The sequence below is a fragment of the Arthrobacter sp. CAN_A214 genome (assembly GCF_015751955.1).
In the GTDB taxonomy this organism is placed as follows: domain Bacteria; phylum Actinomycetota; class Actinomycetes; order Actinomycetales; family Micrococcaceae; genus Arthrobacter_D.
In genome coordinates this window covers 38473-53530 of sequence record NZ_JADOUU010000014.1, presented here as the reverse complement: position 1 = coordinate 53530, position 15058 = coordinate 38473, and the positions used below count along the sequence as shown (strand labels likewise).

Here is a 15058-nt window from a genome sequence, read left to right as displayed (position 1 = left end):
GCTCCTACCCGGCAGGGACGTGATTCCCGTAGCCCGCCGCTCGGAGTGCTTCCCGAAGCGCCTGCGCGATCCGGTCCAGGTCCTGCGGGTCCGGTGAATGGTCGACGCGGTGGACATCGAAGTCCTCCGGACCCTGCGCGGGCCAGACATGCACGTGGAGGTGCGGCACCTCGAATCCCTCCAGCAGCACGCCCACGCGTTTTGCGGCGAACAGCTCCTGCTGTGCAGTGCCGATACGCTGCGCCACCGCCATGAGGCGGGTCAGCGTCTGTGTATCGGCGTCGAGCCAGTGCTCGATCTCCCGGCGCGGGAGAACCAGCGCATGGCCGGGCGTGATGGGCGCGATCGTGAGGATCGCCACCACCTCGTCGTCCTCCCAGAGAAAACGGCCGGGAATCTCGCCGTTGATGATCTTCGTGAAAAGGGTGCTCACTCGTCCTCCTGGAGTCGGGGTCGCCGGTGACTTGCGTTCGGGCACGGAGGTTCGCAGGGGCGGCGGTGCGGGGCGACCGGGAAACATGTTCCGACGCTACCCGTGCCCCACCGGTGTTGGCCACCTGGAGGCACGGGCAGGTAAGCCCCGGCGGCACGGAGGGTTGGGTCTCAGGCGCCGGTTGCCACCGGAAGCTCGGCCCGCGAGGACCACTGCGACCAGGAGCCCGGGTACAGCGCCGCCGGGTACCCTGCTATTTCGAGTGCTGCGATCTCGTGGGCGGCAGTGACCCCGGAGCCGCAGTAGACGGCGATGGGCGCATTGCCGTCAGCGCCGAGCGCGGCGAACCTCGCCGCCAGCTCGGGAGCGGGCCGGAACCTCTTGTCCGGCTGGAGGTTCTCGGTAGTGGGCGCGCTCCGTGCGCCGGGGATATGGCCGGCCTTCGGATCGACCGGCTCCACCTCACCGCGGAACCGTTCAGCAGCGCGGGCATCGAGCAGCACTCCCTGCCACTGGAGGCCGCTCAGGTCAAGAAGCTCGACGACCGGCATTGCACCGGAGCCCAGTGCCACCGAACCGAGGCAGTGCTGCTCCTCGCCACTCTCGAGTTCGAAACCTGAAGCACGCCAGGCGGACAGGCCGCCGTCGAGCAGTGCTACCGATGCGAAGCCCGCATCGCGGAGGAGCCACCACAGGCGGGCCGCGGCCAGGGTGCCGTTGTCGTCATAGGCCACCACGACATCACCGTCGTTGATGCCCCACTGGCGGGCTGCCTCCTGCAGCGCCTCGGGTTCGGGAAGCGGATGCCGTCCCGAACCGGGAAACGGCGCTGCACACAACTGGGTTTCAAGATCCACATACACCGCTCCCGGGATGTGTGCTTCGCGGTAGTTCCGGTGGCCGTGGGGGTCGCCCAACACCCACCGGACATCCAGCAGAACCGTCTGCGCGCCGGAGGTCATCCGGTCCCGCAGCGTCTGCACGTTCATCAGAGTCTCCATCAAGATCTCCTTCTGGAATGTGACCGGCACCACGGCCGGTCCTGATGCCCGTCAGTTCACCACAGCCGCATCCGGATCACCAACCGGCGCGTGGTTGCACGCGTCGAATCGACGGCTCTTCCCCTTTCCTGCGGGAAATCCGCTGCTAGACCTCGACGCTCTCACCAGGGGAAAGGTGCCGGTAGGTGGAGCCGTATTCCGAGCCGATGCACTTCACGTGGTTTTCCACGAGGCCCAGCCCCGCGTCATTGAGCAGGGCGTCATGGATGGGAAACGCCTGCGGAGCGCGGACGGCGACCACGAAGTCGATCACCTCGCCGACTTTCGACCAGGGGGCGTGGAGGGGCACCAGCAGGTTCTGCACGGAAATCCCGGAGGGAACCACGAAGGAATCCCCCGGGTGGTACACGTTGCCCTCGACGAGGTAGCCGACGTTCGCCACCATCGGGATCAGCGGATGGATCAGCGCGTGCTGGCCGCCGAAGGTACGAACGGCAAACCCCGCCGCCGTGAACTCGGAGTTCCTTTCCACGGGATGCACGCGGCCGGCGGCGTCCTCGTCGAGCCGTGCCTGCAGCGACTGCGCAACCCCCGGCGGTGCCCACAACTCAAGGTCCTCTTTTGTGCGCAGGGCGGCAACGACGGCGTCCTCGTCAAGATGGTCGGCGTGCTCGTGGGTGATGAGCACCGCCTGGGCGCCGTCCAGGGCTTCGTCCACCTCGGAGAAGGAACCCGGATCGAACACCAGCACCGAACCCTCGCGCTCGAGGCGGACACAGGCGTGCGTGAACTTCGTCAGCTTCATACCCGACAGACTACCGCCGTGCCGCTGATAATCTGGAGGAGAAAAGCCGGCCCGATCAACGTGCCGGCACCTCCGCTGAAAAGGACATCTCCATGCCGCCCGAAGCGGAGCAGCCCACCCGCCGGGGTTCCGAACAGCGAGTCACCAAACAGCGCCGTGCCGTGAGCGCCGCGCTGGACAGTCTCCCTGATTTCGTAAGTACCCAGGAGCTGCACCGGGTCCTGCACGGCAGGGGCGAATCCGTGTCCCTGGCCACGGCCTACCGGATCCTCCAGTCGATGGCGGACGACGGCCTCGTCGACGTCCTGCGTAACGGCGACGGCGAAGCTGTCTACCGGCGCTGCGCTGCTCCCCACCACCATCACCACCTGCTGTGCCGCAACTGCGGGCGCGCCGTCGAGATCGAGGCACCGGCAGTGGAGCAGTGGGCCGCTCGCACCGCCGCCGAGTTCGGCTTCACCGAGGTGGCGCACACCGTGGAGATCTACGGCCTGTGTCCCGAATGCTCGGCGCAGAAGGCCGCCGGCTCCTCCTGAACCCTTCCGCCGAGCGTCGTCAGGCAGGTGCCGAGCGTCGTCAGGCAGGTACGGCGGCGCTGTGCGCGGTTGGACGCGCCCGTCCGCGGCGGCTGGCGATTCCCCTGCAGGCCAGGTACAGCGCGAACGAGATAGTGGTGACATAGGGACTGATGGGTATGCGGCCCCCGAGTGCCAGGAGGATGCCGCCCACCACTGAGGTGCAGGCGAAGATGATGCTCAACAGCACCACCACGCCGGGATGCGAGGACACTTTCAGGGCAGCGGCAGCCGGGGTGATGAGCAGGGCAAGGACCAGCAGGGCGCCCACCACCTGGATGGACAGTGCGACCGCCACGCCGAGAAGCACCATGAAGACGATCGACAGTCCCCGCACCGGCACACCGCGAGCCTCAGCAAGGTCCGCGTCGGCGCTGGCAAAGGTGAGCGGTCGCCAGATGGCGACCAGGGCACCCATCACGACGACGGCGCAGCCGACCAGCAGGTTCAACTGGACAGCGTCCACCGAGACGATCTGCCCGGTCAGCAGGCCGAATTTGTTGGCGGCCCGCCCCTCATACAGCGCGAGGAACAGGATGCCGAGTCCCAGACCGAACGGCATCACGACGCCGATGATCGAATTCCGATCCCGCGCCCGAATTCCCATGACCCCGAGCACCAGTGCCGCGAGCACCGAGCCGACCAGTGAGCCGAACACCGCGTTGGTTCCCACCAGCAGCGCGAAGGCGGCGCCGGCGAAGGAGAGTTCGGCTATTCCGTGCACGGCGAAGGCGAGGTCGCGCATCATGACGAACGTCCCGATGAGGCCGCCCAGCAGGCCCAGCACCGCCCCGGCTATCAGCGAGTTCTTCACCAGCGGCAGGAGTTCTGCGTAATTGTCGAAGTTGAACACGGCAGTGAGGAATTCCTGCAGGTCCATTTCAGTCCTCCGCGCCGTGGTGGTGGTGGGTGGTGGCATCGGGCAATCCCACCACGATGATCCGTCCGTCGTGATGGAGCACCTCGACCGGGCTGTTGTAGAGCCCCGAAAGAACCTCGCTGGTCATGACGTCCTTCGGTGCGCCCACCCGGAACTGACCGTTCGCGAGGTACAGGACTCGGTCCACGTAGTCGATGACCGGATTGATCTCGTGGGTGACGAAAACCACGACACTGTTCTTCTCGTGGCACTGCCGGTTGATCAGCGAACTCACCGCCTGCTGGTGGTGCAGGTCGAGGGACAACAGCGGTTCGTCGCACAGCAGGACGCTTGGCTCGGTCGCCAGCGCCTGCGCCGCACGCAACCTCTGCTGCTCGCCCCCGGAGAGCCTGCCTACAGGAGCATCGGCGTAGGAAAACGATCCCACCTCTGCCAGGAGGGCATCGACCCGCGCGTTGTGGGCGCCGTTCCGAAGCCTCACCCCCCAGCGGTGGCCGTCCAGCCCGAGTCCCACCAGATCCCGGGCACGCAGCGGAGTTTCCGGCGGGAAGGACTTCTGCTGGGGGATGTAACCGATCTGCCGGCTGCCCCGCCGGATCCGCCTGCCCTCGATCCGGGCGGTTCCGGTGTCAAGGTCCTGGAGGCCCAGCAGCACCTTCAGCAGACTCGTCTTTCCTGAGCCGTTCGGACCGAGCACCGCAAGGAATTCACCCGGCATTATGTCGAGATCGAGTCCACTCCACAGGGTGCGGGTGCCGAAGGAGAGCGACGCGTTCCTCAGGCTCACCACAGGTGTGGTCACGGTTTCTCCAGGTTGTACGTACTGCAGAGTCGGCAGGGGGATCACGCGGTACTACTTCCGGGTTGAAAGCCGTCGGCCGCCGCGCTGGGACTTCTCAGTCAATCACAGCGCGGCGGCACGGAGAGAATGCTGGGTGGGTTCACCGATGAAGATTCCGCCCAAGGTCAGGTTCCCGCTACCGCCGCGACATTCGCGGTATTCGCCGTCATCCAGGAGAGGAAGTCCTCGCCGTCGGGCAGGGTTTCGGTGAAGTTGACCACCGGCACTCCGGCCTCCTCGGCCGCAGCCTTCACGGACTGCGTCTGCGGACCCTCCGTCTGGTTGTTGTTGGCGAGGAATCTCACCGACCCGGAGGCGACGAGCGTCTGCATCTCGTTGAGCACCGCCACCGGCACATCCGTTTCTTCCTCGATCGCCTCGCTGTAGCCGGCCGGCGTGACATTGACGAAGCCAGCGGCCTCCAGCAGGTACACCGGCACCGGCTCGGTTACTGCCATGTCTCCCCCGCCGCCCGTTGCCCGGATATCGGCCAGGGAATCCTCGACACCGCCGAGGCCCTCCTTGAAGGCGGCTGCGCGCTCCTCGTAGTCGCCGGCATTGGCTTCGTCCAGGCCTGCGAGCTTGCCTGCGATCGTGTCGGCGAGGCCGGACATCGCTGGAAGGTCGTACCAGACGTGCTCGTTGAACGAACCGTGGGCGTGGCCTTCCTCCTCGGCATGTCCCTCTTCTTCGGCGTGCCCGTCCTCGGCATGGTCCTCTTCCTCGGCATGCTCGTCCGGTGCTCCCTCGAGTCCTGAGACTTCGACGGCGCTGACGATCGCGTCGTGGTCGATCTCCGTCTCGTCGGCGAGCCGGTGCAGGAAGGGGTCATAGCCGCCGCCGTTCTCGACGACGAGATCGGCTTTCGACACCGCGAGTTTGTCCTGGACCGTGGCTTCATAGGAGTGCGGGTCCTGGCTCAGGCTCGTGACGATGGCCGTGACCTCGACGTCGTCCCCGCCGATCGCCTCCGCGATGCTTCCGTAGACGTTTGTACTCGTCACCACCTGCAGCTTTTCGGCGGAGCTTCCCGACGGAGCGTCGGATGCGGTACCGGACCCGGTTCCGCATGCCGAGACCGACAGGGCAACCAGTGCGATGCCGGTGAGGAACTGGGTGGGTCGTCGCGTGAATCCGCGGTGCATGGGTGCCTCGATCACAGTAATGAGAATTGTTTACGTTAGTAGCTAGTCTAACCTAACGCGAATGATTCGCAAACGGGTGTTCCATGCCCCTCGGCGGAATCGACGCACGATCCGCGACGACGACGGGCGCCCCGGACAGAACCGGAACGCCCATCGTTTCCTGCGGTGTTCATTGAGCCGGCCGGCTGAACCTAGCGGGACAGTCGCGTCTCGGGTTCGGTCACGCCCTCACCGGACCTCCGGGCACCCTGGTTCTGTGTGACGTCGCGGATCTCACCGATCAGCTGCTCGATGACGTCCTCGAGGAACAGCACTCCCTGCGTGCCGCCGTCCGGACCGAGCACGCGCGCCAGGTGGGACCCGGTCTTCTGCATGACCGTGAGCGCATCCTCGATGCCGTCGTGCAGGTTGAGGTTGGCGAGGGTGCGGACCTTGTTCTCGGTGATGGGTTTCGAGTACATGGCCTGGGGCAGGGACATGATGTCCTTCAGGTGGATGTAGCCCGTGAGGTTGCTGCTCTCGTCCACCAGGACGAAGCGTGAGAATCCAGTGCGCCCCACGGTCCTCTCGAAGTCCTCAGGGGTGGAATCCGTCCTCATCGTCACCAGCTCGGCGAGGGAAACCATCGAGGTCTCCGCCGTCTGCCCGGAGAATTCGAGCGCACCCGAGATAAGGCCCGATTCGTCGTCGACCAGGCCGCTCCTCGTCGATTCCTCGACGATCGACTGCACTTCCTCGAGGGTGAACGTCGAGGAGACCTCGTCCTTCGGATCCACGCGCAGGGCCTTCAGGATATGGTTCGCCGACCAGTTGAGTGTCGAGATGACGGGATTGACCACCCGCGCAACCATCACCAGCGGCGGTGCCAGCAGGAGCGCGGCCTTGTCCGCCACCGACACCGAGATGTTCTTCGGCACCATTTCCCCGAACGTCACATGCAGGAACGTCACGAGCAGCAGCGCGATGCCGAAGGCGATTCCATCAGCGAAACCAGCCGGGGTTCCGACGGCCTCGAGCGGCACCACCAGCAGGTGGTGGATGGCGGGCTCGGCCACCTGGAGGATCAGCAGGGAACAGACGGTGATCCCCAGTTGCGCACAGGCGAGCATGAGCGAGACATGCTCCATGGCCCAGAGTGTGGTCTTGGCGCGCTTCGACCCTGCGTCGGCCAGGGGTTCGATCTGGCTGCGGCGGGCCGACATGACGGCGAATTCCGCACCGACGAAGAACGCGTTGCCCATCAGGAGCACGATCAGCCAAAGAATTCCGGCCCAGTCGCTCATCGCTTCCCTTCCTTGACCGCGGTGCTGCCGGAACGTCCGGCGCCGGTTGCGGCACTCCTCGCCTGTGCTGCGCCGTCGGGCCCCGGACCGGTCCGGTCAACCCGGCCGATCTCATCGGCTTCGTCCGTGGCGGCAGGCACCGACGGTACAAAACGGACTCGGTCTATCCTGCGGCCGTCCATGCGCTCGATCTCGAGCATGCCGTTCTCGACTTCCACGCGGTCGCCCACTGTTCCCAGACGCCCCAGTTCGGCCATGACGAAACCACCCACCGTCTCATAGCCCGCCTCGTCAGGCACCACGAGCAGGGGAATCTGCTCGCTGACCTCATCGGGTCGGAGGAGCGCCGGGAAATACCAGTCTCCGGTGGCGCTCTGCAGCACACCGGGCTTCAGCTTGTCGTGCTCGTCGGCGACCTCGCCGACAATCTCCTCGACGAGGTCCTCGAGCGTCGCAACACCGGCCGTGCCGCCGTACTCATCGAGGACCACCGCGAGCTGCAGGTTCGCGTCACGCAGTTCGCGGAGCAGTGAGTCGAGGTGCACCGTTTCAGGTACCCGCAGCACCTCCGTCATGATGGTGCCCGCAGGAAGCTTTGCGCGGCGGTCCCGCGGCACCGCCACTGCCTTCTTCACGTGCACCACGCCGCGGATGTCGTCGGCGGACTCGCCGATCAGCGGAAAGCGCGAGTAGCCGGTGCGGCGGGCCAGTTCGACGACGTCGGCAACGGTCTGCTCCGAATCGATCGTCTCCATCCGGATGCGGGGCGTCATGACGTCGGCCGCGGTCCGTTCCGAGAACGCGAAGGTCCGGGCCAGGAAGTTCGCCGTCCCGGCATCGAGGGTTCCCATCTCCGCTGAGCGACGCACCAGCGAGGACAGCTCGGAAGGGGTGCGCGCACCCGAAATCTCTTCCTTCGCCTCGAGCCCGAAAATGTTCAGCACCCGGTTCGAGAACCCGTTGAGCACGACGATCGCGGGCTTGAACACTGCCGTGAACAGCAGTTGCGGCCGGGCGAGGGTGCGGCCCACCTGGAACGGGAGGGAAATCGAGAGGTTCTTCGGCACCAGCTCGCCGATCAGCATCGACAGCAGTGTTGCGAGGGTCATCGCGATGACGATGGACACCGTGGCGACGGCCGGCCCGGAAAGCCCCAGCCCGCCCAGCGGCCGCTCGAGCAGGCTCGCGACCGACGGCTCCATGACGTAGCCCGTCAGCAGCGTCGTCATCGTGATGCCCAACTGGCAGCTCGAGAGCTGCGTCGAAAGCGATTTCAGGCACCTCAGGAGCGGTTCGGCCTTCTTGTCGCCGGCGTCGACCGCGCGCTGCACATAGGTCTGGTCGAGTGCCACGAGCGAGAATTCGACGGCCACGAAAAAGCCGGTTCCGAGAACCAGCAGGATTCCCGCGGCCAGGTAGATCCATTCCATTACGCTGCCACCGCCTGGAGCGGGATTGCAGCAGGGGGGGGAGCCGTCCGGCAGATCCGGTGTTCAGCGAAGGGAACCCCGGGCCTGGAGGGCTCCGCGAGCGGCTCCGCACCGGCGTCGTCGGCGTCGGCCGGGGAAAAATCCCCACCGCTTGCCGGAGCGCTGCAAAGGAGAAGATGGGCATGTAGTCGGGGTCTGCCGGCTCGAGGCGCGGGCATCGGGCTGGACGAACGGAAGTTCGTCGTCACCGGGTGCCCCGCTGGCCGGCCCCTAGAGGAGCTGTCCATAAGGGCTCCAGTTTACCCGAGCTTCCCCGCGCTGCTCACCTTTGCGCCCATAGTGAACCGATGGCATTGCTTGCCACGGCTGTCAGGGAGTCACCAGCTCTGCTGGAGCGGGCGTCCCTCTTCGTAGCCGGCGGCGGACTGCACTCCGACGACGGCGCGCTCGTTGAATTCCCGCAGCGACCGTGCCCCTGCGTAGGTCATCGAACTGCGGACGCCGGCCGTGATCGAATCCAGCAGATCCTCGACCCCCGGCCGCGCCGGATCGAGGTACATCTTCGAGGTCGAAATGCCCTCCTCGAACAGGCCCTTCCTGGCTCGCGCGAAAACGTCCTCGCGGCGCGTACGGTTCTGCACCGCCCGGGCGGAGGCCATCCCGAAGCTTTCCTTGTACTTGCGCCCGTTGCTGTCGGTCTGCAGATCGCCGGGGCTCTCATAGGTCCCTGCGAACCAGGAGCCGATCATGACCTGGCTCGCGCCCGCCGCAAGCGCCAGGGCGACGTCCCGCGGGTAACGGACCCCGCCGTCGGCCCAGACGTGGGCCCCGAGGGCGCGCGCGGCCTCCGCGCACTCGTACACCGCGGAGAACTGCGGTCGCCCGACGGCGGTCATCATCCGGGTGGTGCACATCGCCCCTGGTCCTACACCGACCTTGACGATACTGGCCCCGGCCTGCACGAGGTCGCGGACGCCGTCGGCGCTCACCACGTTTCCGGCAACGATCGGCACGTCCGGATCGAGGCTTCGAACCGCCTTCAGTGCGTCGAGCATCTTGCGCTGGTGACCGTGGGCCGTGTCCACGACGAGGACGTCGACGCCGGCTGCCAGCAGTGCGGACGCCTTGCCCTCGACATCGCCGTTGATGCCGACGGCAGCAGCCACCCGGAGGCGTCCGCGAGCATCCACCGCGGGATCGTAGATCGTCGACCGCAGTGCGCCGGTCCGGGTGATGACGCCCTGCAGCACGCCGTCCGCGTCGGTGACCGGGGCTAGTGGTACGCCTGCGCCGTCCAGCTCCTCGAAGGCCTCCTGGAGCGCGCGCGCCGGATCGGCGTCGAAGCGCCCCGCATCGATCCCGGCTGGAGCATCGCGCATGACCGCGCCGAGGGATGCGAATCGGTCCACCCCCTCGCAATCGGAAGCGCGCACGATACCCACGCAGCGCCCGGCGTCGTCCACCACCACCACCGCGCCGTGGGCGCGCTTCTGGATCAGGTGCAGCGCATCGATCACCGTATTCCCTTGCTGGAGCTTCAGGGGCGTCTCGAAGACGGTGTGCCTGCCCTTGACCCATTCCGTCACTTCGGCAATGACCTCGGACGGGATGTCCTGGGGCAGGACGGCGAGGCCGCCGCGCCGCGCCACGGTCTCCACCATGCGGCGGCCGGTCACCGCCGTCATGTTCGCGACGACCAGCGGGATGGTGGTCCCGGTGCCGTCATCGGACGAAAGGTCGACGTCGAAGCGGGAGAGGACCTCAGATGCGGACGGCACGAGGAACACATCCGAATAGGTCAGGTCAGTGGTCGGCTGGTTGATGAAGCGCATTTTTTCTCTCCCGGCGGTCGAAGTACCGCAAAGAGTCTAGTTGTAGTGGGCCGTGCCGCCGAATCCGGTACACCCGCGCGCCGCACCGGCAGCCCGCATAATTGGCTTGTTGTGAACTCCTGTCACTAGACTGGAACAGGGTCCACCGCCGGTCGCTTCGGCCGGGATTGCTGACCACACCGCGCTCAGGCAACTTACGGAAGAGGCGTATAACAAGTGCCAGACCAGACCAGCCACCGTCTACCTGAAGAATTCGGCGGAAACGAGTGGCTTGTTGATGAGCTCTACGAGCAGTTCCAGAAGGACCGCCACTCGGTGGACAAGAAGTGGTGGAAACTGTTCGACTCGTTCGGCTCGGATAACCGGCCGGCCGAGACAGGCGGTCGCGCAGCCCCGCAGAACGGAACTCCACAAGCGGAAGCCCCGGCGGCTCCCCCGCAGGCACCTGCCGATTCCCGGCCTGTGACCCGCGAGCTGCCGGTCGTCCGCACCGAGGCCGCTGCGCCGAAAGCCTCCGGGGAATCCCCCGCCTCTGAGCAGGAATCCGGCAAACCGCCGGTGGCGAAGGAGCCCGCAGCGGCAGAGCAGAAGCCCTCCACTCCTCCCATCCCCGCCCAACTCCCCAAGTCGGCACGTAATACCGACATGGACGAAGACGCAGTGAAACCGCTGCGCGGCCCGGCGAAGGCCATCGCCACCAACATGGAGGCGAGCCTCACGGTTCCCACCGCGACGAGCGTGCGCGCCATTCCGGCGAAGCTGCTGATCGACAACCGCGTGGTCATCAACAACCACCTCGCCCGTGCCCGTGGCGGCAAGGTGTCCTTCACCCACCTGATCGGCTACGCCATCATCCGCGCACTGGCCCAGTTCCCGTCGCAGAACGTGTACTACGACGTCGTGGACGGCAAGCCCTCGTCGGTGCAGCCGGCGCACGTCAACTTCGGCCTGGCCATCGACATGCCGAAGCCGGACGGAACACGTTCGCTCGTGGTGCCGAACATCAAGAAGGCCGAGAACATGAACTTCTCGGAGTTCTGGCACGCCTACGAGGAACTCGTGAAGAAGGCACGCGGCGGCAAGCTCGGCGCGGACGACTACGCGGGCACCACTGTCTCCCTCACCAACCCGGGCGGAATCGGCACGGTGCACTCCGTCCCCCGTCTTTCCAAGGGCCAGGCCTGCATCATCGGAGCCGGAGCCCTCGAATATCCGGCCGCGTTCCAGGGCTCCAGCGACAAGACGCTCGCCCGCCACGCCATCAGCAAGACCATCACCCTGACCTCCACCTATGACCACCGGGTGATCCAGGGAGCCGGCAGTGGTGAGTTCCTGCGGATCATCCACCAGCTCCTCCTGGGTGAGCAGGGCTTCTACGACGAGATCTTCGAGTCGCTGAGGATCCCGTACGAACCGGTGCGCTGGAGCGCCGACATCCAGGTCGATCCGATGGACGAGATCAACAAGGTGGCCCGGATCCAGCAGCTCATCCATGCCTACCGGGTGCGCGGCCACCTGATGGCGGACACCAACCCGCTGGAATACGTGCAGCGCAAGCACGCCGACCTCGATGTCCGTACGCACGGCCTCACCCTCTGGGACCTGGACCGCGAATGGCCCACCGGCGGCTTCGGCGGCAAGCCGCTGCTGAAGTTCCGCGACATGCTCGGCGTGCTCCGTGACGCCTACTGCCGCACCACCGGTATCGAATACATGCACATCCAGGACCCGGTGGAGCGCCAGTGGTTCCAGGATGAGCTCGAGCACCCCTATTCCAAGCCGAGCCGCGAAGAACAACTGCGCATCCTGCACAAGCTGAACTCCGCCGAGGCGTTCGAGACATTCCTGCAGACGAAGTTCGTGGGTCAGAAGCGTTTCTCCCTCGAAGGCGGCGAATCGCTGATTCCGCTGCTCGACGCCATCATCTCCGGAGCAGCCGACGACGGCCTCGACGAGGTGGCCGTCGGCATGGCGCACCGCGGGCGCCTGAACGTGCTGACGAACATCGCCGGCAAGACCTACGCGCAGGTCTTCCGCGAGTTCGAGGGCACCCAGGATCCCCGCTCCGTGCAGGGCTCGGGCGATGTGAAGTACCACCTCGGAACCGAGGGCACCTTCACCTCCGACGCCGGGAACGAGACGCGGGTCTACCTCGCGGCCAACCCCTCGCACCTCGAAGCGGTGGATCCGGTGCTCGAGGGCATCGTCCGAGCCAAGCAGGATCTCCTCGACCAGGGGGACTCCTTCCCGGTCCTTCCGATCCTGATCCACGGCGATGCCGCCTTCGCCGGCCAGGGAGTCGTCGCCGAGACGCTCAACCTCTCCCAGCTGCGCGGCTACCGCACGGGTGGCACCATCCACGTCATCGTCAACAACCAGGTGGGATTCACGACCTCGCCGACGTCGTCGCGCTCGTCGGTGTACTCGACCGACGTCGCAAAGATGGTGCAGGCGCCGATCTTCCACGTCAACGGTGACGATCCCGAGGCCGTGGTCCGCGTGGCGCAGCTGGCATACCAGTTCCGCCAGCGCTTCAACAAGGACGTCGTGATCGACATGGTGTGCTACCGCCGCCGTGGACACAACGAGGGCGATGACCCCTCGATGACCCAGCCGATGATGTACAACCTGATCGAGGCGAAGCGCTCGGTCCGCAAGCTCTACACCGAGGCGCTGATCGGCCGCGGGGACATCACGCAGGAGGAAGCCGAGCAGGCGCTGCGTGACTACCAGGAGCGGCTCGAGCGGGTCTTCGCGGAGACCCACGCCGCGCAGACCTCACCGATCCCGGTGGTCACCAAGGATCCCGCGGCGGTCTCCAATATCGAGCGGCCCTTCGCCCAGCAGTCCGACACGGGCACCGGGGCTCCGGCGACCACCGCGATCTCCCCCGAGACGCTCGCACACATCGGCAAGGCCCACACGAGCATTCCCGAGGGCTTCACCGTGCACCCGAAGCTCAAGGCGCTGCTCGACAAGCGCGAGCAGATGTCACGCGAGGGTGCCATCGACTGGGGCTTCGGCGAGATCGCCGCCTTCGGTTCACTCCTCATGGAGGGGGTGCCGGTGCGTCTCGCCGGTCAGGACACACGGCGCGGTACCTTCGTCCAGCGCCACGCAGTGTTCCACGACCGCGCAACGGGTGAGGAATGGCTGCCGCTCGGTGATCTGAGCACGGGCCAGGCGAAGTTCTGGATCTACGATTCCCTGCTGTCCGAATACGCAGCCATGGGCTTCGAGTACGGCTACTCGGTGGAGCGCCCCGATGCACTCGTGATCTGGGAAGCGCAGTTCGGTGATTTCGTCAACGGCGCCCAGACCATCATCGACGAGTTCCTCAGCTCGGCGGAGCAGAAGTGGGGCCAGCGCTCATCGCTGGTGCTGATGCTTCCACACGGCTACGAAGGCCAGGGCCCCGACCACTCCTCAGCACGGATCGAACGCTTCCTGCAGATGTGTGCCGAGGAGAACATGGTGGTCGCCAACCCGAGCAGCGCGGCGTCGCACTTCCACCTCCTCCGGCGCCACGCCTACAGCCGGCCGCGCAAGCCGTTGATCATCTTCACTCCCAAGCAGCTGCTGCGGCTGAAGGCAGCGGCGAGTTCGGTGGAGGACTTCACGCAGGGCAGCTTCCAGCCGGTCATCCTCGACACCCTCGAGACGCCGGCAAACGACGTCGAGCGCGTCATTCTGGTGTCGGGCCGCCTGTACTACGATCTGCTGTCGTCGCGCCAGAAGACGGACGACCAGAAGACGGCGATTGTGCGCGTGGAGCAGCTGTACCCGCTTCCCGTCGCTGAGATCACCGCGGCCCTGGATACCTACCCCAACGCAGAAGTGGTCTGGGCCCAGGATGAACCGGCCAACCAGGGCCCGTGGCCGTTCATCGGACTGAACCTCCCGCAGGAGCTGGATCGGAAGGTGCGGCTCGCCTCGCGTCCGGCGTCGGCGGCCACCGCCACCGGTTCGGCAAAGCATCACGCAGTGGAGCAGGAGCTTCTGCTCCGCAAGGCGTTCGGCCGAAAGTAATCAGCCCATACGTATGATGTTGGGTGGGGCTTCGGCCCCACCCCACGCGTTTAAGGCAGGTTCAAGGCAGGGTATGCCATGTCTTCCGCTGATAGTCACGCATCATCACTCATGCACCATTCCAACGATCAGTAAACCGAGGGACCAGTGGAACAACGCAGAATCCGGCTAGCAGCAGTGGGCGACGAACTCCTGGCGGGCCTGGGCGACCCGCGCGCGCTCGGCTGGTTCGGACGCGTCATGGCACGGACCGCGCCGGAGAACGTGCTGGTCGAGTCCTATATCCTCGCAGCTCCGCAGGAGGGGACGGAGTCCCTTGCCAACCGCTGGCTCCAGGAGGTGGGACGCCGCTTCGACGACGGCTTCGAGAACCGTCTCGTCATCGGTCTCTCCGACCGCGATCTGGACCTGGAGCTGTCGACGGCCCGCAGCCGGCTGAACCTCGCGAACATCCTCGACGGCGCCGCCCACATGAGCGTCAAGGCCCTTGTCGTCGGCCCTCCCCCCGGCCTTGATCCAGAGCGCAACCGCCGCCTCGCGGATCTCTCGACCGCCTTCGCCGATGTGACCACCCGGCGCAAGCACGTGTACGTGGATACCTTTACGCCGCTCCTTGCCCACGAGCAGTGGCGCAACGACCTCGCCTCCAATGGCGGCGGCCCCGGCCAGGCAGGCTACGGGCTTATGGCGTGGCTCGTGCTGCACCGCGGTTGGTACCAGTGGCTGGAGATCCCCGCCTCCGAATAGGAGGAACGGCTCGACCACTCCGGCCCCTTCGTTACCGAACGGTGACAACATTACCGG

General features: G+C 66.1%; 12 protein-coding genes. 3 read left to right on the top strand and 9 right to left on the bottom strand.

Translation table 11 applies throughout. The annotated features are described in order from the left end of the window. Nucleotides 1–4 precede the first annotated feature (4 nt). The 3 genes from IWX65_RS12430 to IWX65_RS12420 form a co-directional block, all read right to left on the bottom strand. The gene (locus tag IWX65_RS12430; RefSeq protein ID WP_196883262.1) at nucleotides 5–433 is read right to left on the bottom strand and encodes an HIT family protein; all 429 of its coding nucleotides are present in this window, start codon (nucleotides 431–433) and stop codon (nucleotides 5–7) included. A gap of 170 nt (nucleotides 434–603) precedes the next feature. Then, nucleotides 604–1434 (bottom strand): sulfurtransferase, encoded by an 831-nt coding sequence (locus tag IWX65_RS12425; protein WP_196883261.1) that lies wholly within the window; start codon nucleotides 1432–1434, stop codon nucleotides 604–606. A 145-nt stretch (nucleotides 1435–1579) separates the two neighbouring features. Continuing rightward, on the bottom strand, nucleotides 1580–2239 hold the full coding sequence (locus IWX65_RS12420) for an MBL fold metallo-hydrolase (RefSeq protein ID WP_196883260.1): 660 nt from the start codon (nucleotides 2237–2239) through the stop codon (nucleotides 1580–1582). Nucleotides 2240–2331: 92 nt separating this feature from the next. On the opposite strand from IWX65_RS12420, the gene IWX65_RS12415 reads away from it, so the two are divergent. Next, nucleotides 2332–2775 carry a Fur family transcriptional regulator gene (locus IWX65_RS12415; RefSeq protein WP_196883259.1) on the top strand — a complete coding sequence of 148 codons (444 nt, stop codon included), beginning with the start codon at nucleotides 2332–2334 and terminating at the stop codon, nucleotides 2773–2775. Between the two features lie 40 nt (nucleotides 2776–2815). Here IWX65_RS12415 and IWX65_RS12410 read toward each other — a convergent pair whose 3' ends face one another. The 6 genes from IWX65_RS12410 to IWX65_RS12385 form a co-directional block, all read right to left on the bottom strand. Further along, entirely contained in the window at nucleotides 2816–3694 is an 879-nt protein-coding gene (locus IWX65_RS12410; RefSeq protein ID WP_196883330.1) for a metal ABC transporter permease, read from the bottom strand. A 1-nt stretch (nucleotide 3695) separates the two neighbouring features. Next, the gene (locus IWX65_RS12405) at nucleotides 3696–4481 is read right to left on the bottom strand and encodes a metal ABC transporter ATP-binding protein (RefSeq protein ID WP_196883328.1); all 786 of its coding nucleotides are present in this window, start codon (nucleotides 4479–4481) and stop codon (nucleotides 3696–3698) included. A gap of 179 nt (nucleotides 4482–4660) precedes the next feature. Beyond that, complete coding sequence (locus IWX65_RS12400) at nucleotides 4661–5680, bottom strand: metal ABC transporter solute-binding protein, Zn/Mn family (RefSeq protein WP_196883258.1); 1020 nt, start codon at nucleotides 5678–5680, stop codon at nucleotides 4661–4663. A 191-nt stretch (nucleotides 5681–5871) separates the two neighbouring features. Next, entirely contained in the window at nucleotides 5872–6963 is a 1092-nt protein-coding gene (locus IWX65_RS12395; RefSeq protein WP_196883243.1) for a hemolysin family protein, read from the bottom strand. Beyond that, complete coding sequence (locus tag IWX65_RS12390) at nucleotides 6960–8393, bottom strand: hemolysin family protein (RefSeq protein ID WP_196883241.1); 1434 nt, start codon at nucleotides 8391–8393, stop codon at nucleotides 6960–6962. The genes IWX65_RS12395 and IWX65_RS12390 overlap by 4 nt, the downstream gene beginning before the upstream one ends. 377 nt (nucleotides 8394–8770) lie before the next feature. Then, a complete protein-coding gene (locus IWX65_RS12385; protein WP_196883239.1) occupies nucleotides 8771–10225 on the bottom strand; it encodes a GuaB1 family IMP dehydrogenase-related protein in 1455 nt (484 codons plus the stop codon). 216 nt (nucleotides 10226–10441) lie between these two features. Here IWX65_RS12385 and IWX65_RS12380 point away from each other — a divergent pair, with 216 nt between their 5' ends. Beyond that, nucleotides 10442–14254 carry a multifunctional oxoglutarate decarboxylase/oxoglutarate dehydrogenase thiamine pyrophosphate-binding subunit/dihydrolipoyllysine-residue succinyltransferase subunit gene (locus IWX65_RS12380; protein WP_196883238.1) on the top strand — a complete coding sequence of 1271 codons (3813 nt, stop codon included), beginning with the start codon at nucleotides 10442–10444 and terminating at the stop codon, nucleotides 14252–14254. A gap of 147 nt (nucleotides 14255–14401) precedes the next feature. Next, complete coding sequence (locus IWX65_RS12375; RefSeq protein WP_196883236.1) at nucleotides 14402–15001, top strand: GDSL-type esterase/lipase family protein; 600 nt, start codon at nucleotides 14402–14404, stop codon at nucleotides 14999–15001. The last annotated feature ends 57 nt before the right edge of the window (nucleotides 15002–15058 follow it).